This window comes from Ensifer sp. ENS11 (assembly GCF_014851895.1).
Lineage (GTDB): Bacteria > Pseudomonadota > Alphaproteobacteria > Rhizobiales > Rhizobiaceae > Ensifer > Ensifer canadensis.
Genome location: NZ_JACVAN010000018.1, coordinates 107,285 through 133,722, shown reverse-complemented (window position 1 = coordinate 133,722; position 26,438 = coordinate 107,285). Strand labels below are relative to the sequence as shown.

Below are 26,438 nucleotides of genomic sequence, written 5' to 3'. Positions count from 1 at the left end.
TCAAAATGAACGCCTTTTGGGCGTCCGAAAAATTAGATGCTTTCATCACTTCCGCTCCTGTTCCCAGCCGGGAATCTAGCGCGGAAAACTCCAATCAAAAACGGTCCAGTTTTTGGGGATCAGAGCAATTGAGGAGACGGACGGAATGAAGCGTGCACGGTTCACGGAACAGCAGATCATCGGGATACTGAACGAGCAGGAGAGTGGCCAGAAGACGGCCGATGTCTGCCGCAGGCATGGGATATCGGAGGCAACCTTTTACAAATACAAGGCGAAGTATGGCGGCATGGATGTTTCCGACGCCAGGAAGCTAAAGGCTTTGGAAGATGAGAATGCCAAGCTGAAGAAACTGCTCGCCGAAGCAATGCTGGACAACGCGATCCTGAAGGACGTCGCATCAAAAAAATGGTGACGCCCGATGTGAAGCGAGATGCGGTGGCTCATGTCTGCAAGGAGCATGGTGTGAGCCAGCGTCGGGCGTGCGAGGTTTTGTCCATTGACCGGTCGAGCATGCGATATCGCAGTATTCGGCCTGATGACGCCCATATCCGGGATGCCATGAAGAAGGTAGCGTCAGAGCGCCGCCGTTTCGGCTATCGGCGCATCCACGTGATGTTGGATCGGCAGGGTATCGTCATGAACCTGAAGAAGCTCAGGCGGCTCTATCGGGAAGAGAAGCTGACCGTCCGCAAACGCGGCGGGCGCAAGCGTGCCCTGGGAACCAGGCGGCCGTTGGGATTGCCATCGCGTCCCAATGAGCGCTGGAGCCTGGACTTCGTTAGCGACGCCTTCACCGATGGTCGCCGCTTCCGCGTCCTGGCCGTTGTCGACGACTTCACCCGTGAGTGCTTGGCGCTAGTCGCCGACACGTCACTCTCAGGGCTGCGGCTTGCTCGGGAGTTGGATACGATCATCGCACGGCGCGGAAAGCTGGAGTTGCCCCCAAAAGACCGGACATGCTCAGGTTTGAGATTGCGAGCTGATGAACTCGCGCGGCGATTGATATCCTAAAGCACTATGCGGGTGAAGATTGTTGTAATGCTCGAACCAGAACGGCAGTTGAGCGATGACGGTTTCAGCGTCGGGGGTTGGATTCACCGAGACGTAATCGCGCTTGAATGTTTTGACGAACGCCTCGGCCATGCCGTTCGACTGTGGGCTTCGCACCGGTGTCGTGCACGGTTCCATGCCGATCTCGCGGAGCAAGGATGCGGTGTCCTTGGCGATGAAGCAGGAGCCGTTGTCGGTGAGCCATTCGATGGGTTCGGACAACATATTGATGCGGCCGAAGCGGTTCTCGACGGCGGTGATCACGAGGTCCTGCACGTCCTGGCTCTTGATGCCCTCCGTGGTGGCCACATGGGCGATTGCTTCACGGTCGCAGCAGTCGAGGGCGAAGGCGACGCGGACCTTCTCCTTGTTGTCGCAGCCGATCTCGAAGCCGTTCGCGGCGACTTGCTGCGTCTGATGCCGCGCGTACTGTGCTGTTCGTGCGCTGGTGGGGAGAGTGTGCTCGCGCGGCACTGTGGTTCGTCTAGGAAGCGTGTTCACCAATTGACCATGTCCACTGACCATCGACACCGTACTCGAGGACGGCTTGATATGATGCACGATCACCTTCGGCTCTTCCGAAGTGGATGCAGGTGATCGAACGCTCGGACAGCAGATGCATTATCTTTTCGAGCAAAGCAGGCCCCAATGTCATCTCAGCTTGATCCAGGACGACGAAGCGCGGCGCTGAGAGAAGAATATTCGCAAGGCCTAAAAGCTGCTGTTCTCTCAGGGACAGTTCCTTTTCCCAATCGCGCTCGGCATCTAGCCCGCCCACTTGGTTCGCGACCCGTTCGAGCCCAAGGTCATGCAACGTGCTGAGCAAGAGGTGATCCGAGATTTCGCCTTCTTTTTCAGGGGTGATCAATACGTCACGAAGGGGACCGGATGGCAGGTATGGCCGTTGCGATAGAAAGAGGGTGCCAGCGGGGCGAACGATGCGCCCGGTACCCGGGGTCGGAATCTGAGCCATCGCCCTGAACAACGCCGCACCTGGTTCGTGGCTGGAGCCAGTTATCAATACCCGGATCCCGACCGGAATCGATACCGACAAGTCCCTCAGAAGAGGGGACTCTGCGTCCGTCGTTGAGGCTAAAGTCAGCCCTTCGCACATCAGGGGCCCGTCCCGTTCAAAGAACTCGATTCCCGATTCTATTTCATGGGACCTTGAGATCTCCTCATGCAGAGAGCTCAGACGAGAGACCACGGCCGCAAAATTCGAGATCGAATTAAACTGTCGGACAATCAACGAGAACCCGCCAACAAGCATAGCGAACGCTGCCCCGGACTGGGTGACGACACCGAACTCAATGTCTCCTCTTATGAATGCCGGCGCGATGATTAAGTCCGGCACGATTTGAATCATCCAGTTGTAGCCGCCGGTAAAGAATCCCAGGTTGCGGTTGACGGCAGTAATGCGGCGTATGTTTGCGATCAGATCGTCAAGCCTATGCAGCACCCTTACTTTCTGTCGCTTCTCACCACGCGTTAGCATGATGGACGCAGCGTTTTCGCGAACGTGAATGAGTCCAGACCGGAAGGTGGCCTCCTTATCGAGCCGATCGTAGTTCAGAGAAATTAGGGGCCGCCCCAGGGCGATCGTCATGTACGAGCCGCACGCCGCATAAAGGACAGCCACGCCAAAAAGCAGCGGGCTGATCGTCCACAGCACGCCGGAAAAGGTCACCACGGTGAGCGTGCTGCTGAACAGCATAATGACGAAAGAGAGTGTGGTGACGGTGAACGCGCGCACGTCATCGGCTATTCGCTGGTCCGGATGAGTAAGTCTCCCGGAGACGTCCAGACGATAGTAAGCCTCGTCATCCAGATAGAGATTGACAATGCGGCGGGTAAGGAAATCGCGCCAGAGCAACGCCAGTCGTTCTTCGGCAAATCGGGCAAGGACACCGACGACGGTGAGAACGGCGAAAACAGCGATGTAAAAAATCGCCTGCCGTATGAACTCGGCCATCTGGCGTTCGGCGATGGCAGTTATGAAGTTTCGTCCGACGTAGTTGTTCACAACGTTAAGAGCGCTTAGCCCGCATAGCAGCATTATCAGGCCGCCGAACATGAGCTTTGCTTTGAGCCCGACCTCGGAGCCCACAAAAATCCTTATGGTGCGTATGAAGCTAGCTACGGTTACCTTGAACGGAATTTGCTGCTGTTCCATATCCGTCCCCTTGCCCGCTCAAACGGGCCGATACCGTCAAGAAGCTCCCGGTTGGCGACCGCAACAGCCAGATAGCGAAAACGTCCGGCGCCAACCCGGATGATCGATGGTCATGCATTCTCTGCCTTCACGCACTCGACCTCGATGTCGTTGCACAAGCCTTGCGGACCCATTTTTCCCGTGGATCTTCAACCCACCTTCGATGACCGCCTGACACGGCATCGCTTGAGCAACGTGGCGCCGTCGTCTTGCGATGTGCCGTCAGCCCGCTTTTTTTCACCGAGGCAATAGGGCCGTCGTCATGGGTTTGGGCGCTGTCTTCGCCGAGCAGATCCAGCGGCAGCACCATCCGGATCAGCCAGCGTGTTTCGCGGTGTACAGTAGTCGCAGCGGCGCATAGCGGACGCGATATGCTGCACTCGGCGGCGAATGCCAGCCACGTCGAGGCGAGCTGCAAGTTTCAACGCGCCGACAGCGGGGCGAAGGGCGGGCCACACTTGCGCTCGGCTGTCAGAAATGCCTCGCCGAAAGCAACGGGGCGCCAACATTCTATAACCATCCTCCCGAGAAACCTGCTTTACGCAGACCCCTGACAATGGGTTGACACTGTCGCATGATATTCCAGATCAGGCCGGTCCTGAAATTTTCGATCATGAGCACGACAGGACCCTGATCGATGCCGAAGTGAAATGGACTGACCCACGGCTCGGTCGGCTTTCCCTCGATAGGAAACGACGAATTGAAGGACGGTTTAAATCCATAGAGACGGGTCATCCCTAGTTCCATTTGCGCGAAATGTCTCACGGTAGGAACGACGATCTCGGGTGCAAATGGTAGCGAAGCCACCACTACCCAAGGACATACCGTCCCGTCGTCCGGCCCAAAGGGGGCGCCGCGCGCTATGTAGTCGTAAAATTCACGCTCAATCCCATTCACACTTTTTGTCACCCAACCTGGACCGTCGCTCGCCGTAAAACCCCAACAATGCTCTCCGTAGCCTGCATAGTTCTTCGGGTTGCGCATCGCGTATTCCTGATGGACAAAGGTGGCGCTGCGGCTGTTTAGAAAGTAGTCGCTGTTATGATCCCGCATGAAATCGTCGCGAATGCCCCGAAAATCGATCCACATGTGTGACAGCTGATGAGTGAAAAGTGGGCCTGAATAGAGTAGCTCTCGGCCGTAGATGTTTCGCCATTCATAACTCTCGGTGTAGGCGGCATAAGATTCCGAAGGTAACGGGTATGTGGGCGAGCCAAGTCCGAGGATGTAGAGCAGGAGGCCCTCGTCGTATCCGCGCCAACGATAAGGGATAAAACCGCTCTCTGGCCTCCAACCGTGCGTGAGCGTGAGCCCGTGATCGCAAGCCCAACCCCAGTCGGCTCGCTCGTAAAGCGCTTTAGCCAGGCGGCGAACTTCAACCTCGTCTGCGTCGGCGCCGTCAAAGTAGGCTCCCACAGTGAGTGCCCCGGCGAAAAGAAACGCCGAGTCGATCGTGGAGAGTTCACATTGCCACACCCGACGGCCGCTCTCGATGTCGAGAAAGTGGTAGAAGAAGCCCTTGTAACCCGAGGCGTCCGGCTCCTGGCCCTGCGGGCACGACAACAGGAATTCTAACCGACGTCGGGCGATCTTTGCAGCGAACTGGCGGATGATGATCCCGCGTTCCACCACGACTGGAATTGTCGCGAGCGCCATGCCAACCGCAGCTATGCTTGCTGGGGCGTCGGGCGCTGTCTTGTCTCGCACCAACCCGTTGTCCGGGTTAGTGCAATGCAGGTAGTAAAGGAGCGTCGTAAACTGCAGCCGACCGAGATCCTGCTCGCTCGGCATTCGGTGAAGTTCCGGATCGGTCGACAGCAGCTCGGACATATCGTTATCCAAGGGCGACTTGGACGTCGTGGACACGACCGTCGTCGACAAACGGCACCTTTCCGCCAGTGAACTGCCTGCCGTCCATCACCAGCGCGCGTACACCTCGGCCTGTGCCCGCTGCGTTATCCACCTTGAGGCGATACGTGGCCGATCCGAGCCTGAAATCAAGTTCGTAACCGGGCCAGCTCTTGGGGATGCACGGATCGATCGACAGATGCTGCTCCTCGCGTCGAATGCCCAAAAGAGCTTCGAGCCCGACACGATAGAGCCAAGCGGCGGATCCTGTGTACCAGGTCCAGCCACCGCGTCCGGTATGCGGGGCTGCGCCGTAGACATCTGCGCTGACGACATAGGGTTCGACCATGTAGCGTTGGACGTCTTCTTCCGACAGGCCATGAGTAATCGGGTTGATCAAGTTCCAAAGCCAAAAGGCGCGGTCGCCGTCGCCGCGCAATGCGGTCGCGAGCACCACCCATGCTGCGGCATGCGTATACTGGCCTCCATTTTCGCGTATTCCGGGGACGTAACCTTTTATATAACCTGGCTGCAGCTTTCCCTTGTCGAATGGCGGATCAAACAATTGGATGAGCTTGTCGTCCGCGCGAACGAGCCGATCCCAGACCGCCGACATTGCCTTTGAAGCGCGCTCTTCGTTGGCAACGCCTGAGATGACCGCCCATGCCTGCGGAATGGCATCGATCTGACACTCGTCGTTCCGGGAGGAGCCAAGTGGAGTACCGTCATCGAAATAGGCGCGTCGATACCATGCTCCGTCCCATGCATTGGCCTCCAGGGCCATTCGCAACTGTTCGGCGCTTTCCCTGCACCATGACGCGTTTACGTCGTCACCGCGTTCATCTGCAATTTCGGAGAAGGCGTTCAGCACCGTCAGGAAGAACCATCCGTTCCAGACACTCTCACCCTTGCCGTCAGAGCCGACCCGATTCATTCCGTCGTTCCAGTCGCCAGTCCCCATGAGCGGTAACCCGTGGCGACCGAGACGGAACCCATGGTGTAATGCGCGAAGACAATGATCATAGACGGTGCCCACCTTCTCGCTGACGCCGGGCTCGCCGTATGCTTCGTGTTCATCATCGTTGAGCACCGGCGATGTGATGTACGGTACCACCTCGTCCAACACACTGGCATCGCCCGTCGTCGAAACGTAGTGATGAGCCACGAGCGGGAGGAAGTAGAGATCGTCGGTCATCCGGGTGCGCACGCCCACACCCGATGGAGGATGCCACCAATGCTGGACGTCTCCCTCCCAGAACTGACGAGAGGACGCACGCAAAATCTGCAAACGTGTTTCGCTCGGAGCGGCGTATACCAGAGCCATCACGTCTTGGAGTTGATCACGAAAGCCGTAGGCGCCTCCGGACTGATAGAATGCCGAGCGTGCCCAAACACGACAGGAAAGAACCTGATACAGCAGCCAGTGGTTCATCATTAGATCGAAACGGTTATCAGGCGTCCTGACTGCTATCGTTTCAAGAATGTCGGCCCACTTGCGCGATGCGATATCCAGATCATCTTGGGCCCGTCTCGGTTGACAATAATCCCCCATGAGAGCTCGAACGTGATCGAGACTGTCGCCCTGTCCAAGAACGAAGACGACCTGCGAACTTTCATTCGGCGCGATCACGACTTCCACCGTCAATGCGGCGCACGGATCACAGGGCGAATGGAGATCGTCTTCCTGACTTTGGTTCGCCAGCCATGCTGGTCGGGTTATCGAGCCGAGCGCGCCAAGGAACTGCGAGCGACTGCAGGTGGCCGAACGCACTGGTCTGTTCGCACCTGCAAATACCAGTTTGTCGGAAAACCACCCCTCCCACGCATTTCTCGCGATAATTGCCCCGGAACGAGGATCGTGTTCGCACAGGACGTGCGTGATTGCGTCTTCACGCAGCGAGCCAAGCACCCATTCCACGTAGTATGTCGCCGTCAGTCGGCGTGGTCGATCGCCGCCGTTTCGAAGTTCAAGCCGAATGATCTTGACGGGATCCTTGGAGGAGACATGCACCGTCAATTCCTGATGCAGGGACCCAATGTCGCTCTCATAGCAGCTGTACCCCGGTCCATGCCGGACCGTAGCGGTTTCCCCGGCACCCAATGGCAATGGCGTCGGCGTCCAATACTCAGCGCTGTCCTCGTCACGCAAATAGATGACTTCGCCCGGCGGGTCTGAAATCGGATCGTTTGACCACGGCGTCAGGCGATTTAGCTGGCTGTTTCCTGCCCAGGTGTAGCCAAGGCCGCTCTCGCTGGTCAGGCAGCCGAATTCCGGGTTGGCGATCACATTGCACCACGGCATCGGCGTCTGTTTTTTCGCGCCATTCACGTGGATGACGTATTCGCGTCCGTCAGCGCTGAAGCCACCGAAACCATTCCAATGCTGCAGGTTCGTGTCCGCTTCGGTGAACCGTTGGATCGATGCGCGGCGGATTATGGGTGATGCTTCGTGCGATATCGCTATTCGCCGACCGCTCTTGAGTTGGTCGCCCAGAGAGCCATTGCCGCTCGAAAGACTGACACGTGCCGCGGCGGCGAGGGTGGTTGTTTCCATTTCTGAAAGTGTGGCCGCAGGCACGAGATGTATTCCACCTGGCTTTCCAAGGAACTCTGCCTGTGGTCCGGCGAGAGCCGCCGCCAGTTCTAGACACGCTTGCGCATCACGACCATCGACAAGAACAAGATTGAACCGGAGCCCTCGACGCGAAATGAATCTGTGCGCGCGCAGCACTTCGTCCAACAACGCGCCATCGCTGTTTTCCTCAAGCGTTACGACGACGATCTGCGGATCGCTATGAATTCCCCTGGACGTCAGCGCGGTTCTGCTCATCGGCTTCGCCAGAACGGCGCCCGACGGACGGGCAGACGGGTTGGCAAACACGATGTTGTTTATCAGACTGTAAGCGACATCTATCTCACCTTCGGTCACGTCCGGATCAACAGACGTTTGATCGAGGGCCACCCCGACTTGCAAAAATGCGTTTTCGGCTTCGCTGATACTCGAGTATCGCTCGGCGATTGCCATCGCCGTAGCGGCGCTATCGGCAGCACCGGTTGTGAATGCGACGCGTACGGTGCTGCCCGGTGGGACACGGACACGCCGTCTCAAACAGAAGATCGGATCCAGCGCGGGTCCCGTCGTTCCTGAGAGTTGCGCTGCCTCGTCAGACAAAGCCAACGGGTTTGCCGTCGTGCGGCCTCTCCCCAAAAATCTTCGCCGATCTGTCTCGAATTCCAGAGGGCCGAGTGCTGTCGTACTCAGGGCGGAAACGTGGACTGCCCAGAGCGGCGCGTCTTCGGGACTACGCGGGCGACGGCGCGCAAATAATGCGCCGGTTTTGGCATCGAACCGGGTCTCAATGAAGAGCTTGGCAAATGCGGGGTGGGCCGAATCCGCGCGACGATTGTTCAGGCAGATTTCCGCGTAGCTGGTCAGTTCCAGGACTCTGGGCTTGGTACCCTGATTAGTAACATCGAACAGTCTCACCTCCGCGTTGCTGTCGGGCGCCACGCAGACTGACCACGCAACGACGATGTCTCCGGCGCAGCATCGGAACTCAGCGCGATCGCCTCGAAAAGAGTGTTCGTAGGTATTCTCCAGGCGAAAAGCCGGTTGTTTGCCTGCGGAGAAGTAGCTCTTGTCCGTGAGATCGCGAACATAACAGAACTGTCCCCAACAATCGCGCGTCCCGTCCTCTCTCCAACGAGTGACGTCAATGTCCCGCCAGGATCCATAACCCGCACCCGCGGATGTCAGCAGGACGCTGTACGCGCCGTTGGAAAGCAACGCCACGGCACGGCCATCGATCGGAGTGCCGATAGCTGCCGATGAACTCTTTCCAGTGATCGAACCCATGCCGCTATTCTCGTTTCAAGATGCGTCGGGTATTGCAGTGTTCTATCGTGGTGCGGCAAAACTCTGCCGGAACTTCCGGTCATTTCGCCGGCCCATCATAGATTGTCTCCCTCAGTCGAGGTTTTCCGGGTCACGTCAGGTTGTGGCTGCGTGCCCCATTTCCATCCGACGATCGAGGGCATGTCGTCGCCATGCTCCTGAATGTACTCACGGTGCTCAATGAGCTTCGCCTGAATGGCCTGTTTAAAGTACGCGGCGCGTGCACCCAACTGAGGAAGTCTGTCGATGACATCGCCGACGAGGTGAAAGCGATCGAGCTCGTTGAGGACAACCATATCGAACGGGGTTGTCGTCGTTCCTTCCTCCTTGTATCCGCGCACATGCAGGTTTCCATGGTTGGCCCTCCTGTAGGTGAGCCGGTGGATCAGCCATGGATAGCCGTGGAAGGCGAAGATGATCGGCTTGTCTCTGGTAAAGAGCGCGTCGAAGTCCCCGTCTGACAAGCCGTGCGGGTGTTCTTCGGGAGGCTGAAGCTTCATCAAGTTCACGACGTTGACGACACGTATCTTCAACTCGGGCAGGTGCTCGCGCATCAATTGGACTGCCGCCAGCGTCTCGAGGGTAGGAACGTCACCGCAGCAGGCCATTACGACATCGGGCTCGCTTCCCCTGTCATTGCTGGCCCAGTCCCAGATGCTCACGCCCATGCTGCAATGCCTGACCGCCTCGGGCATCGTAAGCCATTGCGGTGAAGGCTGCTTTCCAGCAATCACGACGTTGACGTAGTTGCGGCTTCGCAGGCAGTGATCTGTCACCGACAGAAGCGTGTTGGCGTCCGGCGGAAGGTAGACCCGGATCACGTCGGCCTTCTTGTTCACGACGTGGTCGATGAAACCCGGATCCTGATGGCTGAAGCCGTTGTGGTCCTGTCGCCAGACATGAGAACTCAAAAAGTAGTTCAATGAAGCGATTGGCCTGCGCCAAGGGATCTCGTTGCAGATTTTAAGCCACTTGGCATGCTGGTTGAACATCGAGTCTATTATATGGATGAAGGCTTCATAGCAGGAGAAGAAGCCATGGCGGCCGGTGAGAAGGTAGCCTTCCAGCCACCCTTGGCACTGATGTTCGCTCAGGACCTCCATGACGCGACCGTCTGGCGACAAATGATCGTCGTCCTCATAAATCTCGGCCATGTAGCAGCGATCGGTCACCTCAAGCACGTCCTGCCATCGGTTCGAATTGTTTTCGTCCGGGCTGAACAGGCGGAAGTTCTGGCTGTCCATGTTGGCCTTCATGACGTCGCGGAGGAATTTGCCCATCACCCGCGCTGATTCAACGGTCGTCGCACCGGGGCTTGGAACATCCACGGCATAATCCCTGAAGGCAGGCAGCTTCAGGCTGCGAAGCCGCAGGCCGCCATTGGCATGCGGATTGTCACTCATTCGACGGTTGCCCGCCGGAGCCAACGCAGCGATTTCGGGCAGTAACCTGCCCGTTTCATCGAACAGATCCTCAGGATGGTAGTTCTTCATCCACTGTTCGAGAATGCGGATATGTTCTGGCTTATCCATCTCGCCCATCGGCACTTGGTGTGCCCGCCAGTAATCCTCGCATTTCTTGCCATCGATTTCTTTCGGACACGTCCATCCCTTCGGCGTGCGAAAGACGATCATTGGCCAGGCCGGGCGCTTTAGATTGCCGTTGGTGCGCGCATCAGCCCAGATGTGCTTGATCCTGGCCACGATGGTGTCGAGCGTGCCGGCCAGTTGTTGGTGGACGTTCTCCGGGCTATGGCCCTCAACGAAATAGGGTTCATAGCCCATTCCTTCGAAGAATTTTCGCAGTTCATCCTCGGGAATGCGAGCTAGAAAGCATGGGTTGGCGATCTTGTACCCGTTGAGGTGAAGGATCGGCAGGACGCAGCCATCGCGCGCCGGGTTGAGAAATTTGTTGCTCTGCCACCCCGTCGCCAACGGGCCGGTCTCCGCCTCGCCGTCGCCCACGACACAGGCAACGATCAGCTCCGGATTGTCGAATGCCGCCCCGTAAGCATGGCTAAGAGCGTACCCCAGTTCGCCGCCCTCGTGGATACTGCCCGGAGTTTCAGGTGCGACGTGACTTGGAATGCCACCGGGAAAGCTGAACTGCTTGAAGAGCCGTTGCATACCCTCCCTGTCCTGGCTGATATTCGGATAGAATTCGCTGTAGGTCCCTTCCAGATAGGCGTGCGCGACCAGGGACGGCCCCCCGTGGCCAGGGCCGATCACGTAGATCATGTCGAGATTATCGCGTTTGATCACCCGGTTCAGGTGGACGTAGAGCATGTTCAGGCCGGGAGAAGTTCCCCAGTGCCCGAGCAGGCGTGGTTTGATGTGCTCGCGTTTTAGCGGTTCTCGCAGGAGGGGATTGTCGAGCAAGTATATCTGGCCTACCGACAGGTAATTGGATGCCCGCCAGTAAGCGTCGATTAGTCGAAGATCTTCCGTTGAAAGAGGTGGGTTCGTTGGTTGATTTTTTCCGGTCATTTCCGTCTCATGCGAAGCCATCGAAGTCTCCCTATGAAGTCGGATTTATTGTCGCGAAGTCGTTTTTATGCAGACAGAGCCTGCTTCAAGCCCGATTGGAAACAGGCAGTGCCTCGGTCCGGCGAAAACGCCAAATGCATTTCGCCTGACGCATACGCAACGACGACGGCGCTGTCGTCAAAAGTCGGTGCGGATCGACGATCTCAGAAACCTCACCTTGTCGGTTTAGGTGAAATGATCGACGACCCCCTGGACGCCCTGAACGCTCTCGGCAACGATACGGGCAGCGCGCCTGCATTCGGGTATCGCAACGGCGCCAGACAGATGCACGATCCCGTTGGTTACTGCGATCTTGATGTCGAACGCTTCGAGGCCAGTGTTTTCCCGGAGCCGAACCATGACACTGCGCTGAATGGCTTCATCGCCTGAAGGTGTCCCATCCAGTTTGGCTGTGGCGATCGCCTGCAGCAAATCGGCTCGGCTGACAATTCCGACAAGTTCGCCATGTCTGATGACGGGTATGCGCTTGACGCCGTGCTTTTGCATCAGCCTTGCGGCCTGCAGAAGTGACGCATCTTCGTCGATTGTCACTGGAGCAGGCGTCATTGCCTCCGCAACTCTCCAGGAGCTGCGCCTCACATACGCATTGGCTCTGTCTTCGGCGGGCGCTGCCAAATCCTCAGCGGAGGCAAACATTGCTCCACCCAGTTCCGTTCTGCGTATCAGGTCACCTTCGCTGATGATGCCGAGGAGATGCCCATCCCCGTCAATGACCGGAATGCCGCTTATATGATGGCTCAACATGGTCATGGCAGCCTGTCTGACACTGTTGTCAGGCGACACGCTTACGATCGTCGATGTCATGACATCTTTGACGAGCATTTCGGTCCCAACTCTAAGTGACTGGCGCGCATCCGCGTCTATTGCGGCGACAAAGTAAACCCATTGCAGAAACGAGACAAGCCGCTCGACACGGCTTCCCGTTGGACGTGCGTTTGCGTTTGAAACGTCTGAGGCCTCTTCCGGCTGCGCGGCCGGCGTCTGCCTCTGCAACCATCCGAGCATGCCTATCATCGCCCAGATGCGTTTCAAACCTACGCACGTTGCGACGACGATCCCAAACCCTGTCAGACAGTGCCATTTTCAAGGATGTTCGTTGCCTTGTGGGAAAGTTCGAGCCGGGGTGTCGTTATGGTTGCTCGCGCAAGCAACCATTGCAATCACTGCAAGTAGAATCTTCACGCTGCGACTGCATGCGGATTCCACGATGCGGGAGAGCTTGTTGCTTGGCTGAACACGAGCACGCCAACGAGGTAAGTAAGTGCAAGGCTATGGAAGAAGACGAAGCGGAGGGTCGTCCCCTTCCTGTCCGTACATCTTGGTGGCGGTGGGCGCGACCACGGTGCTCTGGGCGTCGATCATTTTGCCCATCCGATCTATTGGCGGACGCCGTTGGGCGAGGCGTCGGAGCCCGTCAGCGCGACACCGAGCGAGCTGACGAGCGCCCCCGATGAACGAATAAAGGACCCCGGTCTTGGCAAAGGCCAGCCCGAGTGACGCGTCGGTTCCAGAGTATCGTGTGACAAACCCAAGCGCCAGCAGGTTCTGTTGTAAACTTCTTGGCTACGGATGAGAACCCAATCAAAGCAGCGCGCTGAAGCGAAGGTCAGCGGTTCGAAACCCTTCAAGAGCAGAGTTTCTATGGTCGGCCCTTGCGGACGTGGTCAAGGGATGCTCCGCAACATGCGTTGAAAGTCTGGCATCCGCATTTCGACGCTGCCATGAATGAGCTTTATCAAGGGAGGTATCATAATGCAGAAGAACGCGCCGGATTTCAGCCTTGACGGCAAAGTGACGTTCGTGACGGGAGCGAGCCGTGGCATCGGTCGTGCTTGCGCAATTGCCTGTGCCGCAGCAGGGTCCGATATCGTGCTGGGCGTCCGCGACATCGCGGCGTCGGCTGGCCTGGTTGGCGAACTCGAGAGCGCCGGAGGCAAAGTCCTCCCGGTTGAGCTAGACATTCCCAATAAGGCGCATATCGCACAAGCAGTGGATGCGGCCCTTACAACGTTCGGTCGGATCGACGTCCTCATCAACAATGTCGGAGTGGCTCCGGGCAATCTCGCGGAACTCGTTGAGGAAAAGGACCTTGACCAGATACTCGATGTCAACATCAAGGGCACCTTTCTGATGACGCAGGCAATAGGTCGGCACATGATCGAGCGTAAAGAGGGCCGGATCATCAACATCAGCTCGCAGGCCGGTACAGTGGCACTGCGCGGCGAGGCGATCTATTGCATGAGCAAGGCGGCGATTAATCACCTGACGCGCTGCCTTGCAGCCGAGTGGGCGCGCTACAACGTAACGGTAAATACCGTATCGCCGACCTTCATCCACACCGATGGCACCGCACCTTTTCTATCCGATCCCGACAATCGCCAAGCGACGCTCGGTCACATTCCACTCGGCCGGATCGGTGAAACCGACGATGTAGTGGGTGCCGTGGTCTTCCTTGCGTCACCAGCTGCGAGCCTAATCACCGGCGCGAACCTGCTGGTGGACGGTGGATGGTCCGTCGCCTGAGGTGGGGAGTGGGGCTGTCCTCGACGACGGCTCTCACATTGCAAGCGACTTGCGGGAGGCACACGAACAATCGGGCTCACATGGGACATCGCACCGAAGGACTGCCTGGGGCGTTCAGTAGAAGTGTTGGATGAAACGCGGGTTCCCCAGAAGCGCTGTTGAGGGCGGTCGTTTCGAGCGCCTTCGTGCGGGACGCAAGGAACTGTTTGAGCCGGAGATTGCCCGCCATCACGGCCAGATTTTCAAGCTTATGGGCGACGGGATGCGCGCCAAATTTGGCAGCGTGGTGGACGCCGTGGAATGCGCCGTCTCGCTGCAGCGTGGGCTGGCGGAACGGAATGCCGCCGTCACCGAGGACCAGCGGATCCGGGTCAAGATCGGGAGTGATGTGGAGCTGGCGGCGGCGGACCGGCTGGCGCCAGGATCAGCGGGTGGGGCCCTGGCCTCGGTCGGATCGCTCTCTATGGCGCGCAGTTCATGCGCCGGCTGGTTCTCGTTTTCGACAGGCGCTGCCATGCCCGCGGCTGCTTGATGCGATACAGCATTTCTTCGAGTGTTGGTTCGAGGCTCGTGGGGTTCATGATGCGTTCCGGGCTCGAACCGACAAGAAAGGCGCGGCGGCTCGGACCGCCACGCCACAAAGACGCCGTGTCAGTGGCGCACGTTGAGCCGTTAAGCGGGATGAGTAGCCCTGAACCCTACCTGAAGCCGATTCCAAAGATTGATCGCACCGATGGCAAGAGACAACCAGGACCGCTCTTCTGCCGTAAATGCAGCCTCAATCAGCGCCCAATCATCGTCGGGAGCGCCAGTCTGCGCGAGGTTGGTCAGCGCTTCCGTCCAGGCGAGAGCAGCACGCTCGCGCGGGGAGTAAAGCGTTGCCTCACGCCACCCCGTCAGCAAATAGAGGCGCATGGGCTCTTCCCCGTCTTTGAGGGCTTCTGTGGTGTGCAGATGAATGCAGAACACACACGAATTGATTTGTGATGCGCGCAACTTGACAAGGTGTAGCAGTTTCGGCTCCAGCGGACCGTTTTTGAGAGCGCCCTCAAGCGCGAAGAGGTGTTTGACGCCTGGTTCCGCAAGTTTGAAGTAGTCGTTTTGACGAGGTTGCATGGTCTCTTTCCTTCTCGTTGATCAGTATCGACTGTGAGATGCATCGAATGTGCAGTTGCGAGCTCGCACGTGACGAACTTGGGAAGCAGGCCGTCGTCCCATGGGGGTGATCCGCTTCGCGATATTCGCCGCGATCACTCCACTGGAATAACAGCGGGCGTGTCCTTCTTCTTGAGCAGGACTACGATGAACTTGGCCGGGCTCGTCTTGCTCGCGTTCCGGCTGACCAGGTGAATATCGGAGGGGCCCTCGTAGTAGGTTTCTCCAGGAGCAACGGTGACTTCTTCGCCGCCCTTAACCTGCATGACGATCGAGCCCTCCAGCACGTACACGAATGCGTGGGCTTCGTGTCGGTGGACGGGTGAGGAGCCGCCTGGCTGATACTCTACGGACAGCATCAGTCCCTCTTTTCCCGGATAGTCTTGCAAATCCTTGGACATCAATGGCGTGACCTTTGCGCCGTCTTCAGCCGCGACTGGCAAGATCCCGAAGCCGATAATGGCCGAAACGAGCATGGTGCGTAGGATGGACTTCATTTTGGTCTCCTTGGTGGTTCTGGCGACCGCGGCACAAAAAAAGAGATCGCCTGGGAAAGGCCGCAAGAGATCGGGACGGTATTGCGCTGCAATGCGTAATCAGATCACGCGCAACGGGCGATCGCCCCAGGGCGCTGTTCTCACGATGTTTGCTCTCGACGAAGGGGTAGGTGGTCCTAGACCTTCCGCCAGTTTGCCCTAGCAATCCAACTAGCCGATACGAACCGTACGCAGTTACGGTAGCGAAGGCCACCAATGCTGCCTATGCATATGAACTTGAAGATCAATTTCTTCCGCATTCCTGGGATCTTGTGGCAAATGTCTTGAGACGTTGACCGCGTTTAATTGCGGCCCTGCGCATCGGCCGTCGACGGGCGAGGGAATGCGCTAAAAGCGGACGATTTCGATCGAAGCTGCGATGCCTTCGGCCAACAGATCATGTCGGCTGGCCAGATCCTGATCGTGGCGTTGGCCAGCCGGAGGCAATCTATCAGAGTCCTACCATCGGAGTTTGAGGAATTATGTAGCTAATGCCACCAACGATTGCTTCTTGCCATAAGCTGCCGTTCGCGGCCTCCGCCGCCTCAGATGGGGGAACCGCCGACGGCTGATGCTGACCCGGAGGAGTTCATGTTAAAAAGGGCATGATATCTACGCCGTCACCTGGAAACACGGTGATGTGCGGGTGGTCTTTGAACAGCCGTGCCGCAGCGTCGATGGTTTCCGCTTCGACGACAAGGTAACCGCAGAAGGGGTTCACGGCGTTGGCGACACCGTCCTTCGTTATACGCGTCGTCTTGCCGACCATGCCACCACGATCAAGGATGGATGCGGCGTTTCTGTTCTCCCACGCGGCCCACTGTTCTATGCCGACGGCGTCGATCGCGTCCTGCTCGGCCTTGGGCAGCCTCCGAAAGGAGGCGAGGTCTTCGGGCTTCATGGTGTAAACGGCAAGAAAACGGGGCATTGGCGCTCTCTCCACGTGCTGGACGGTTTGCCAGATTACACTCTACGCGTCGGAAATCACCCGTGCCGGCCCCATAAATCTTGCGAGGCATAGGACGACCGCTTGTGGCGCAAAGCGGCCAACGGATGCGAGCCGCAGCCATAGGGGCTGCGCACAAACCCGTCACCAGGCCAGAAGCCGACGCCGTCGCGCAAGAAGGTACCAATGAGCGTCGCTACCCGCAGGACGGCGAGGGCATTCTGACACAGCAGCGCGCAGGCGCGCGGGGTGGCCTCATCCGAGGCCATGGCCATCAGCTCCAGTCGTTTTTCGGCGTCGCCTTCGAGCGGTGCAGGTCATACCAGGCGACCAGCTCTGCCTGCGACATGATGCGCTCCTGTTTTGCGTGATTGAGACGTGTCACGTGGCGGAGTCTATGTTGACGGATGTTGGCGGTCGATCGGATCAAGGGAGAGGGAAGGCTACACCCGAGGATAGGACAGCCTGTACTTGAGTGGACCGAAGCGAGGATTTGTTGGTCACGAGGCCCTTCCTCGTCGAGGACGAACTGAAACGTCTGGGCGGCCATTATGAAAAAGCTGGCGAATGGGCCGATTTTACCGTCATGGACGATCGGCTGGTTATCGGCCAGAACCCGGCTTCGTCCGGCTGTGCTACCATGACGCTGCTGACGTTTCTGCAGGCCTAGTTGCGGTCCGGCGCCCACGTGCCAAGCCTGTCCGCCGGCCAATCGGATCATAACGCTGGTCGAGATCGTCGAAGACGGCCCCGTGAAGCAGTCAGACGACAGGATGTCGTCTGCTGTGTCGCGCTTGCGCTGAAAGAGTTCAAGCGAGCCGACCGCCATCCTTCGTGCCCGCGCGCTGAACGCTCCTCGTATTCGAGCCGGGCGCTGGGCGCGCGTCCTAAATTGACGGATATACGACATTTGAGACGGGCGGGCTTCGTCTTAACATCAGGGCTGGAAATTCAACCTGATGGAGATTGTCATGACTGGGAATTCGAAGGATACCGCACTGATTACCGGCGCTTCTTCTGGTATCGGCGCGATTTACGCCGATCGGCTGGCGCGCCGGGGCTATGACCTGATCCTCGTGGCCCGCAACAAGGCGCGTCTCAATGCGCTCGCCAAGCGGCTCACCGACGAGACAGGTCGCGCTGTCGAAGTGATCGGAGCGGACCTCGGCAACAAGGACGATCTCGGTCGCGTAGAGCAAGTGCTACATACCGATGCCAGCATAACCACGCTGGTCAACAATGCCGGCGTCGGTGCGACCGCCCCGCTGTTGGCGTCCGATATCGACAAGATGGAAGAGCTAATCACGCTGAACGTCAATGCGCTGACGCGGTTGACCTATGCTGCGGTGCCCGGCTTCGTGAAGCGTGGCACCGGCGCGATCATCAACATCGCCTCGATCGTCGGTATCGCACCGGAGCTGCTGAATGGTGTGTATGGCGGGAGCAAAGCCTTCGTGCTGGCCTTCACCCTGTCGCTCCAGAAGGAGCTTGCCGACAACAATATCCGCGTCCAGGCCGTTCTTCCGGGTGCCACGGCGACCGATTTCTGGGGCATCGCCGGGACGCCCCTGGAACATGTGCCGACCGAGATCGTCATGTCCGCCGAGGATATGGTGGATGCCTCGCTTGCAGGCTTTGACCTCGGCGAGTTGGTCACCATTCCGGCGCTTCCGGACGCACGCGACTGGGAGGCTTACGAAGCGGCGCGGCAAAAGCTCATGCCGAACCTTTCGCTCAGCGCGCCTGCTGTTCGATATCGAGCCGCAGGGTAATTCCGGTCTTCAGCGACCCACTGAAATGCACGCCTATGTCGGCGGCGTCTCGCCGATCCTCGAAACAAGGAGAATGATCATGTCGAGATCCTATTCGATAATTGGCAAGCGCAATCGCCTTGCCGCCTATGCACTCGCTGGAACGATCGCAATTTTTCTTCCCGCGGTCGTCGCTCACGCCGAAACGAGTTCTTCTGCGCGCAGCGGCATCCAGGTTGCGCAGGCTTCCGTAAACGGTGCGTCCGATGCCCAGCCGGCTGTCGACGAAACCATTCGTCCATTCCAGTTCCGTGCAGCCGACGAGGCCCTTGCCGATCTCAAGCGGCGCATCGTCGCAACCAAGTGGCCCGATCAGGAGCTGGTCACGGACGATACTCAGGGCGTGCGACTGGCCACGATGCGGAAGCTTGCCGACTATTGGGCCAACCAGCACGACTGGCGAAAGGTGGAGGCGAGGTTGAACGCCTTGCCTCAGTTCGTGACGAACATCGACGGCGTCGATATCCACTTCATTCAGGTGAAGTCGAAGCACCCGAACGCGCTGCCGGTTATCATTACACATGGTTGGCCCGGCTCGATCATCGAGCAGCTGAAGATCATCGATCCGTTGACCAATCCGACAGCGCACGGCGGTACCGCAGCCGATGCGTTTGATGTCATAATTCCATCAATCCCCGGGTACGGCTTTTCCGGCAAGCCCACCGAGCTCGGCTGGGATCCGCAGCGTATCGCACGGGCCTGGGCCGTTCTGATGGACCGCCTGGGTTACAAGAAATATGTCGCGCAGGGCGGCGACTGGGGTGACGCAGTTAACGAGCAGATGGCGCTACAGAAGCCTGAAGGGCTGCTTGGCATCCACACCAACATGCCCGGCACGCTTCCCGATAACATTTCCGCGGCGCTGGCCGGCGGTCCGCAGCCGACGGGCCTGACGGCCGACGAGGAGTACGCGTGGAAGCAGCTCGATTTCTTCTACAAGCATCGTGTCGGCTACGCGTTGGAAATGGGAGCCCGGCCACAGACACTCTACGGCCTGGACGATTCACCCATCGCCCTTACCGCATGGATGATTGATCATGATCCGGAGAGCCAGAAGCTGATCGGCCGCGTCTTTGACGGGGCTAGTGAAGGGCTGACGCGCGATGACATCCTCGACAACATCACGCTCTACTGGCTGACGAACACGGGGCTGTCTTCGGGCCGTCTCTTCTGGGAAAGCAAGCTCGCTTTCTTCGCGCCCAAGGGCGTGACCATCCCGGTCGCGGTGAGTGCTTTTCCTGACGAAATCTACACCGCCCCCCGCAGTTGGACTGAGAAAGCCTTTCCGAAGCTGATCCACTACAATCGTCTGCCTAAGGGCGGGCACTTTGCGGCCTGGGAACAGCCGGAAGTCTTCACTGAAGAGTTGCGAGTCTCCTTCAGGTCGCTGCGTTAGTCGATTTGAGAAAGAAGGGGCGCCATTGGCGCGCCGCCTTCCCAGCCACAAGGAAAAAGCCATGACCATTGCAACCAAAACCCTCAAACTGCAAACGGTCGACCTGAAACTTGAGGTCGTTGTTATCCCTGTTTCGGACGTTGACCGCGCAAAACGCTTTTATGACGGCCTGGGTTGGAGGCTCGACGCCGACTTCGCGGTCGGTGACACATTCCGGGTCGTACAGTTCACACCGCCGGGATCACCGAGCTCGATCCACTTCGGCACAGGGCTGACGTCGGCGGCACCCGGATCGGCACGCGGGCTGTATCTCGTCGTCTCGGATATCGAAGCTGCCCGCGCCGAACTCATCGGTCGCGGCGCCGACGTGAGCGAGATCATCCACCGCGCCGGTCCTGGGCAGCCGCCAATCAGCGGCAGGGATCCGGAACGGCGCAGCTACCGCTCCTCCGCCTCGTTCGCCGATCCGGACGGCAACGGCTGGCTGCTCCAGGAGGTCACCGAACGATTGCCTGGACGCGTCGACACGGACATCACGACATTCACCTCGTCGAGCGAACTCGCAGGCGCGCTACGGCGCGCGGCAGCCGCCCACGGCGAGCACGAAAAGCGAACCGGCGGCAAGCATGATGAGAACTGGCCGGACTGGTACGCCGACTACATCGTACAGGAGCAGGCCGGCAAGCCGCTACCGTTGTAACCCTCCGCGAGGCCGTATTCGGGTACGCAATCCACCGAAAACCGGATTGCGTACCCGTCTGCATCTTGTCGCAGGGCGTCTACGACTACGATGAGGCGGACGGCATCCGGTTCCCGACGAGGCGCCGTGCCTTCTTGCGGGGCACGGATGATAGCGTCGTCGAAGATCCGCTGCTGGCGTCCGTCAATGTATGCAACATCCACTTCGCGTGCGGACGAGGGCGCTTCTTGCGATGGCGCAAATGTGATATAAGCGGCGGTTTCAGACAAAAGGTGGTGTGCCATGCACAAGATCGGTTACGTCGTGTTTCCAGGATTCCAGCTCCTCGGTTTTGCAGCGGTCACTGCCTTCGAGATGGCCAACATTCAGCTTGGAGAGCCGGCTTACGAGATAACGTTGCTTTCCGAAGCCGGCGGAGAGATCAAGTCGTCGGCTGGGTTTGGTGTCATCACGAAAGCCTTCGACGATACGACCTACGACACCGTGATGTTTGGAGCCGGCACGACGATCGAGCCGATGACACCGGGCCTTATCGAGTTCGCGCGCCATTCCCTGCAAACTGCGCGTCGGCTGGCTGGCCCCTGTACCGCCGCCTTCATTCTTGCAGAATCCGGGCTGCTGGATGGGCGCCGTGCGACGACGCATTGGCTTTTTGCGCGCCAGCTCCGGGAGCGGTTCCCGGCCGTCAAGGTCGAGGAGGATCGCATCTTCATCGTCGATGGCTCCGTATGGACGTCGGCGGGAATGACGGCAAGCATCGACCTGGCTCTCGCCATGGTCGAGAAGGACCATGGTCAGGACGTTGCTCGCTCGGTCGCACGCAAGCTCGTGGTCTACCACCGCAGGGCCGGCGGCCAATCGCAGTTCTCGGCGTTGCTCGAACTGGACCCGAAGTCGGACCGGATCCAGAAATCGGTCAACTATGCCAAGGCCAATCTGCGCAGCGTTCTGTCGGTGGACGAACTGGCGGATGCGGCGGGCTTGAGCGCGCGCCAGTTCAGCCGCGCCTTCCGGTCAGAGACGGGGCAGTCGCCGGCCAAGGCGGTGGAGAACCTGCGCGTCGAGGCGGCGCGGCTGCTGATGGAACAAGGCCGCCACTCCATGGATGTGATCGCGGAGGAAACCGGCTTCGCCGATAGCGATCGCATGCGCCGGGCTTTTCTGCGGGCACTCGGACAGCCGCCCCAGACTATCCGGCGCAACGCCCGCGACAGTGAACTGGCACCCTGAATCGGGAGAACGAGGGTGTCGCGGCACAGAAGAACTGTGCACTGCTGGAGATGGTGATCGAGTTGTCGTGTGATTCCCTAATCTTGGGGTTCATGGACTCTGCTGGCAGGCATAGCGAGGTCGGCGGTTCGAAACCCTTCAAGGCAAGGGTTCACAGCTGGCTTTCCGAAGGGCGGCCGGTTCATCGGCCCGCCCCTTTTCGTCTGGAATGGGTGGGTGCGCCAAGAGCGGACAGGTGCTGAATCTGAGCTAGCATCCCTGTATTGCGAGCTCGCTGAACGGGCGTAGTATGATCGTGCACTGGGCTTCCGATCGCGATGAAACCGCAATGCGCGCTTCTTGTCTGCTTTGGCCTTCTGGGGGGCAGCACGCCCGCTCAGCTTTCTCAATTTGACGTTGATCTTGAGTTGGTTCTTGCCGTCGATGTCTCCTACTCAATGGAGATCGACGAACAGCGTGCGCAACGTCAAGGCTATGTGAATGCATTTCTCCAGCCCGAACTCGTCAATGCAATAGAGGACGGGCCTATCGGCAAAATCGCCGTGACATACGTTGAGTGGGGTGGCTCTGCTGTCCAGATCATGCCTTGGACGCTGATCGATGGCCCCAGCACTGCGGGCCAATTCGCCGATGCTCTGCGCCAGCAACCGATGAGGAGGATATCGTTCACCTCGATTTCCAACACGCTGGCGTTTTCACGAAACCTCTTCTTAGCTAGCCCGTTCCAGGGAATGCGACGCGTGGTCGACATATCGGGAGATGGGCCGAACAACTCCGGTGTGCCGGTACCCGTTGCCCGTAATTCGACTGTCGCCCAAGGCATCGTGATCGATGGACTGCCCATCATGTTGACGCGTCAGGATTCCGCATCGATTCCGGACCTCGACGCTTATTATGAGAATTGTGTGATCGGTGGAGATGGGGCCTTTCTGTTGAAAGTCTCAGATCCTGGCGATTTTGCGGAGGCTATTCTGAGCAAGCTCATTGTCGAGATACTTGGACCGAACGTGAGCGACCTGAAGCGGTTCGAGCCACTGTTGCAACGCGTCGACGACCGAGCAGACTACAATTGCTTTGTGGGCGAAGAAATGCAGGAGCGTCGCATTGGGCAATAGTTCAATGCGCTTTGCGTTCACGCTGAACCGCGACCTGCGGGCTTTGAGAGGCTGACCGGTGCGCCTGATCTGCGCGCGCGTTTCTGGCGGAAGACTTCGGCGGGTGGTTTGTAGCCGAGGCATTTGCGCGGTGTTGCGTTCAGATGATTGCAGATTTCGGTTAGATCGCAGTCGCTGAGCGACAGGGGATCGACCTCTCTCGAAAGCCATTTCCTGGCCCGTCTGTTGGTGTTTTCGACGGTTCCTTTCTGCCACGGGGATTGTGGATCGCAGAACCATGTTTGCGCTCCGATGGTGGCTTGCAGGCAGGGCCGCGGGCGGCAACAATGTCGTGATCGGCGAACCATGGCATCCCGGCTCCTCGCGGTCATCCACGACCTCGACACGGCGTATGGACCGGCGGCGTCATCCCATCGATGGACGCCTGACCACGGTGGCCAACGAAGCCGCGGCTGCAGGCGAATGCGGGCCTCCGGAAAGCTGAGGCCTAGCGTGCCGTCAGCCGAGACCGAAGACGACATCGCTTTCCATGAGAGCCGAGAGCGAAACATGCTCAATCAGAATGCCTTCGACATCGGAGCCGTTGAAGGCGATGAACAAGCCGTCGGTCGTATCGCTGGCGGCGGCAAGAAAATCGGCATAGCTGTGAATGCCTGTGGCGTCCTGGGCCTCTTCGGAAAAGGCGATCCGATCGCCCTGCCTGCCAACGAAATCGAGAATGTGATCGAGGCCCGCCTGGCCGGAGGTTTCCGACGACCACAGAAACGTGTCGGCGCCGCTGTCGCCCTTCAACAGGTCGGCGCCATTGCCGCCACTCAACAGGTCGTCCTGCGAGCCGCCGTCGAGAAAATCCGCACCTTCGCCGCCGAAAATCTGGTCGTTTTCCGAGGCGCCCCTCAGCGTGTCGTCCCCACCACGCCCATCGAGGATATCGTTGCCGCTCGACGAATAGAGGGTGTCATTGTCGTCGGCGCCGCGCAGCACGTCGTCGTAGCGCCCGGATGAGACGTTGAAGTACTCCACATTGGTGAAGGCCAAGCCGGTGTGTGTTGCGCCGCGTGTCGCGTCGAAGTCGGTTACCTGCGGCAAGCCGCCATAGTTGAGGTTCAATAGATCCCGGCCTTCGCCGCCATCGACCTCTCCGAGGTAACGGGCATTGATCGTGTCGTTGCCCGCGCCGCCGCGCAGGATCGACGCGACGCCAAGGGTGCCGCTGCCGGGAAAGGTGTCCTGCAGCCAGTCATCGCCGGCGCCGCCATCGAGCATGTCGCTGCCGCCGTCATTGGCAAGCGTATCCCTGCCGTCGCCGCCAAAAGCCACGTCATCGCCAGCGCCTGTCTCTATCATGTCGTCTCCGGCGCCGGCATCGATGTAGTCGTTGCCCTCCTCGCCATCGAACCGGTCACGCCCGGCACCGCCTTCGAGATGATCGTTTCCCGCGCCGGCATCGACCACGAGATAGGTAAGATCACCCGCGATGACCCGATCGTTGCCGCTGCCAAGCGCGAGGCTTGCCTCCTCTATGCCGCGCAACACTGTGCCGGTCGAGGCCTCACCGGCAGCGAAATCGACAGTGAGGTCGCTCGTGCTCTGCGTCTCCTTGATATAGAGCCAGTCCTGGCCGGCGCCGCCATCGATCTCGGCGGAGTAGAGTGTCGAGACGATCTGGTCGCGGCCGTCGCCGCCAAAAAGACGGTTGGCACCGAGCCCGTCGGTGATCATGTCATCGCCCGCGCCGGCGTCGACGAAATCGTTGCCGCCTGCCGTCTCGATAACGTCGCCAAGTGCGCTACCCGTAATATGATCGCTTCCGCGTCCCGTCGTCAGCACAATCCGCTCGACATCCTGGTACTGGATGAAGAGATGCCGCTCCTCCTGCGTCCCGTATCCGATGATGCCGTGACCATTCTCCAGGTTGAACACGACCGGAGCGGCCGATGCCGAGAGGTCGACGGCCAGCGTATCGTCTCCGGCACCGCCGAAAACGGCGCTGCCCGTCCCGACAAGCACGAAGCGGTCATTTCCATCACCGCCGTCGAGACGGTCGTGACCACCCGTATTGGTGATGATGTCCTGTCCCGCGCCCGCATTGACGACGTCGTTGCCGGCACCGGTCGAAATCCGATCGCCCCCGGCAGTTCCGGTGATCCGGTCGTCACCACTGCCGGCGAGCAGGCGCAGCCACTCGATATCGTGGAAGAAGATGTGCCGGTTTGTGGCGCTCGGGTCGCCAACATAGCCATGGCCGCTGGCACCGTTGAAGACCATCCGGTCTGCGCTTTGCGAGAAGTCGACGACAAGGCCGTCGTAGCCGCTGCCTCCGGTAACTGCGCCGCCGGTCCCGGTGAGAACGATCTGGTCATCACCGGCACCGCCGTCGAGGCGATCGTAGCCGTTCGAACTTGTCAGGGTGTCGCTTTCAGCCCCACCATCGACAAAATCGCCGCCGCCGCCCCCATCGATCGTATCGCTGCCGGGCAGGCCCCAGATGTAGTCGGTTTCCTCCGAGCCTTTCAAAGCATCGTTTGAGTACGAGCCTACGATCTTTGCCATCTCGCCATCCCTTTCGATAGACTTATGCCAATACTTGCGATCACTCGAATAAGATCACCAAGCATTCAAATCTATTTAACTAATTGCGTAAATCAACTCCGAATTAATCTTCCAAATGGAGGCAATTTAATTTGAAATCTATATTAGATATCGAAAGGGAACTGCGGAGAATTGCTTTGAAGTAAAGCCAAGATCTGCGGAAAGACGAAGCCATAGGTCAGGACGTGCTGTGACATGCTCGAGGACGAGAAGAGGTCCGTCATGTTTCTCCAGAGCCCCAGAGAGGATGTGGACAAGGGTGCAATCTGCGGCCTCGGCGGCGCGGCGCGGCGTGTTGAGTTGGATCGCCCCTACCGCTTCTGACTTCTCGATCAATTCGATGGTTGAGGACCGAACGCCGATGCGTGCACCGACGAGAAGCCTGGTCCGTACGTGACCCTATGTCGTGCCGTTGGCCAGAAGCGAGATCTGCATCGAGGATCTGAAGGGCGAGAAGATCATCTCGTTCTCGCGTCAGAACCTGTCGTTCACCGAGCGCTGCTTTGCTGAAAAGTTCGAGGCGCACGATCTTGCAAAGAGCGTCGCCTATACCTGCGACAACACCTTCTCGGTGGTGTCACTGGTCTCGGCCGGTCTTGGCATCGGCTTTGCGCCGGAATGGACGCTGGATCTTCCCAACCGCAATTTCGAGCTCAGGAAGGTGAGGGGTATCGACTTCCGGATCGGTCTTGGGGTCGCCTGGAGTAAGGACGATCCAACCGCGGCCCGGGACGACATCATCGAAATTGCTCGGTCGCGGGTCAGAGCGGGGAAGTCAGGGGCGAGGTCTCGAAAACCTCGTGGTCTGCGATCCCTCAATCAAACGGAGCGGCTTGCCGGGCCTAGGCCTCCCGGATCCCGGCCGTTGGCCGTCGCGATGCTG

Annotated in this window: 16 protein-coding genes and 7 pseudogenes; 10 read left to right on the top strand and 13 right to left on the bottom strand. The window is 58.9% G+C overall.

Features of this window, described 5'->3' with window-relative positions:
* Positions 1–145: 145 nt before the first annotated feature.
* Positions 146–930 (top strand): annotated as a pseudogene (locus IB264_RS34815) (IS3 family transposase); the annotation flags it as partial.
* A gap of 30 nt (positions 931–960) precedes the next feature.
* Here IB264_RS34815 and IB264_RS26475 read toward each other — a convergent pair.
* The 7 genes and pseudogenes from IB264_RS26475 to IB264_RS34810 form a co-directional block, all read right to left on the bottom strand.
* A pseudogene (locus IB264_RS26475) lies at positions 961–1,449 on the bottom strand (DDE-type integrase/transposase/recombinase); the annotation flags it as partial.
* Between the two features lie 85 nt (positions 1,450–1,534).
* Positions 1,535–3,223: an ABC transporter ATP-binding protein/permease gene (locus tag IB264_RS26470; RefSeq protein ID WP_057225112.1), complete on the bottom strand. Its 1,689-nt coding sequence runs from the start codon at positions 3,221–3,223 to the stop codon at positions 1,535–1,537.
* Positions 3,224–3,772: 549 nt separating this feature from the next.
* Positions 3,773–5,092, bottom strand: a complete 1,320-nt coding sequence (locus IB264_RS26465; protein ID WP_057225110.1) for a glucoamylase family protein — start codon at positions 5,090–5,092, stop codon at positions 3,773–3,775.
* A gap of 4 nt (positions 5,093–5,096) precedes the next feature.
* Positions 5,097–8,966, bottom strand: coding sequence for a GH36-type glycosyl hydrolase domain-containing protein (locus IB264_RS26460; RefSeq protein ID WP_192434409.1), 3,870 nt, complete (start codon positions 8,964–8,966; stop codon positions 5,097–5,099).
* Between the two features lie 95 nt (positions 8,967–9,061).
* Complete coding sequence (locus IB264_RS26455) at positions 9,062–11,512, bottom strand: phosphoketolase (RefSeq protein ID WP_082571840.1); 2,451 nt, start codon at positions 11,510–11,512, stop codon at positions 9,062–9,064.
* A gap of 204 nt (positions 11,513–11,716) precedes the next feature.
* The gene (locus IB264_RS26450) at positions 11,717–12,373 is read right to left on the bottom strand and encodes a CBS domain-containing protein (RefSeq protein WP_057225128.1); all 657 of its coding nucleotides are present in this window, start codon (positions 12,371–12,373) and stop codon (positions 11,717–11,719) included.
* A 356-nt stretch (positions 12,374–12,729) separates the two neighbouring features.
* Positions 12,730–13,093 (bottom strand): annotated as a pseudogene (locus tag IB264_RS34810) (L-lactate permease); the annotation flags it as partial.
* A gap of 210 nt (positions 13,094–13,303) precedes the next feature.
* Between IB264_RS34810 and IB264_RS26445 the strand changes: the two are divergent.
* Both IB264_RS26445 and IB264_RS26440 read left to right on the top strand, forming a co-directional pair.
* Complete coding sequence (locus IB264_RS26445) at positions 13,304–14,074, top strand: SDR family NAD(P)-dependent oxidoreductase (protein ID WP_025428221.1); 771 nt, start codon at positions 13,304–13,306, stop codon at positions 14,072–14,074.
* Between the two features lie 130 nt (positions 14,075–14,204).
* Positions 14,205–14,498 (top strand): annotated as a pseudogene (locus tag IB264_RS26440) (adenylate/guanylate cyclase domain-containing protein); the annotation flags it as partial.
* Positions 14,499–14,746: 248 nt separating this feature from the next.
* Here the strand turns inward: IB264_RS26440 and IB264_RS26435 are convergent.
* From IB264_RS26435 to IB264_RS26420, 4 genes are all read right to left on the bottom strand, one after another.
* Positions 14,747–15,190, bottom strand: coding sequence for a carboxymuconolactone decarboxylase family protein (locus IB264_RS26435; protein ID WP_025428223.1), 444 nt, complete (start codon positions 15,188–15,190; stop codon positions 14,747–14,749).
* A 134-nt stretch (positions 15,191–15,324) separates the two neighbouring features.
* Positions 15,325–15,726: a cupin domain-containing protein gene (locus tag IB264_RS26430; protein ID WP_057225106.1), complete on the bottom strand. Its 402-nt coding sequence runs from the start codon at positions 15,724–15,726 to the stop codon at positions 15,325–15,327.
* Positions 15,727–16,354: 628 nt separating this feature from the next.
* Positions 16,355–16,693, bottom strand: a complete 339-nt coding sequence (locus IB264_RS26425; RefSeq protein ID WP_025428225.1) for a hypothetical protein — start codon at positions 16,691–16,693, stop codon at positions 16,355–16,357.
* A gap of 56 nt (positions 16,694–16,749) precedes the next feature.
* Complete coding sequence (locus IB264_RS26420; RefSeq protein WP_156612993.1) at positions 16,750–16,980, bottom strand: hypothetical protein; 231 nt, start codon at positions 16,978–16,980, stop codon at positions 16,750–16,752.
* 239 nt (positions 16,981–17,219) lie between these two features.
* Here IB264_RS26420 and IB264_RS26415 point away from each other — a divergent pair.
* From IB264_RS26415 to IB264_RS26390, 6 genes and pseudogenes are all read left to right on the top strand, one after another.
* Positions 17,220–17,381, top strand: a pseudogene (locus IB264_RS26415) (type 1 glutamine amidotransferase domain-containing protein); the annotation flags it as partial.
* Positions 17,382–17,682: 301 nt separating this feature from the next.
* Complete coding sequence (locus IB264_RS26410) at positions 17,683–18,483, top strand: SDR family oxidoreductase (RefSeq protein WP_057220741.1); 801 nt, start codon at positions 17,683–17,685, stop codon at positions 18,481–18,483.
* 79 nt (positions 18,484–18,562) lie between these two features.
* On the top strand, positions 18,563–19,918 hold the full coding sequence (locus tag IB264_RS26405) for an epoxide hydrolase family protein (protein ID WP_025428229.1): 1,356 nt from the start codon (positions 18,563–18,565) through the stop codon (positions 19,916–19,918).
* A gap of 61 nt (positions 19,919–19,979) precedes the next feature.
* Positions 19,980–20,618: a VOC family protein gene (locus IB264_RS26400; RefSeq protein WP_025428230.1), complete on the top strand. Its 639-nt coding sequence runs from the start codon at positions 19,980–19,982 to the stop codon at positions 20,616–20,618.
* 282 nt (positions 20,619–20,900) lie between these two features.
* Positions 20,901–21,848 (top strand): GlxA family transcriptional regulator, encoded by a 948-nt coding sequence (locus IB264_RS26395; RefSeq protein WP_025428231.1) that lies wholly within the window; start codon positions 20,901–20,903, stop codon positions 21,846–21,848.
* A 317-nt stretch (positions 21,849–22,165) separates the two neighbouring features.
* Complete coding sequence (locus IB264_RS26390) at positions 22,166–22,963, top strand: DUF1194 domain-containing protein (protein WP_057225096.1); 798 nt, start codon at positions 22,166–22,168, stop codon at positions 22,961–22,963.
* Positions 22,964–23,461: 498 nt separating this feature from the next.
* Here the strand turns inward: IB264_RS26390 and IB264_RS26385 are convergent, their stop codons facing one another.
* Entirely contained in the window at positions 23,462–25,516 is a 2,055-nt protein-coding gene (locus IB264_RS26385; RefSeq protein WP_057225093.1) for a calcium-binding protein, read from the bottom strand.
* Between the two features lie 282 nt (positions 25,517–25,798).
* Positions 25,799–25,930, bottom strand: a pseudogene (locus IB264_RS34800) (transcriptional regulator); the annotation flags it as partial.
* 34 nt (positions 25,931–25,964) lie between these two features.
* Between IB264_RS34800 and IB264_RS34795 the strand changes: the two are divergent.
* Positions 25,965–26,330 (top strand): annotated as a pseudogene (locus IB264_RS34795) (LysR substrate-binding domain-containing protein); the annotation flags it as partial.
* Between the last annotated feature and the right edge of the window lie 108 nt (positions 26,331–26,438).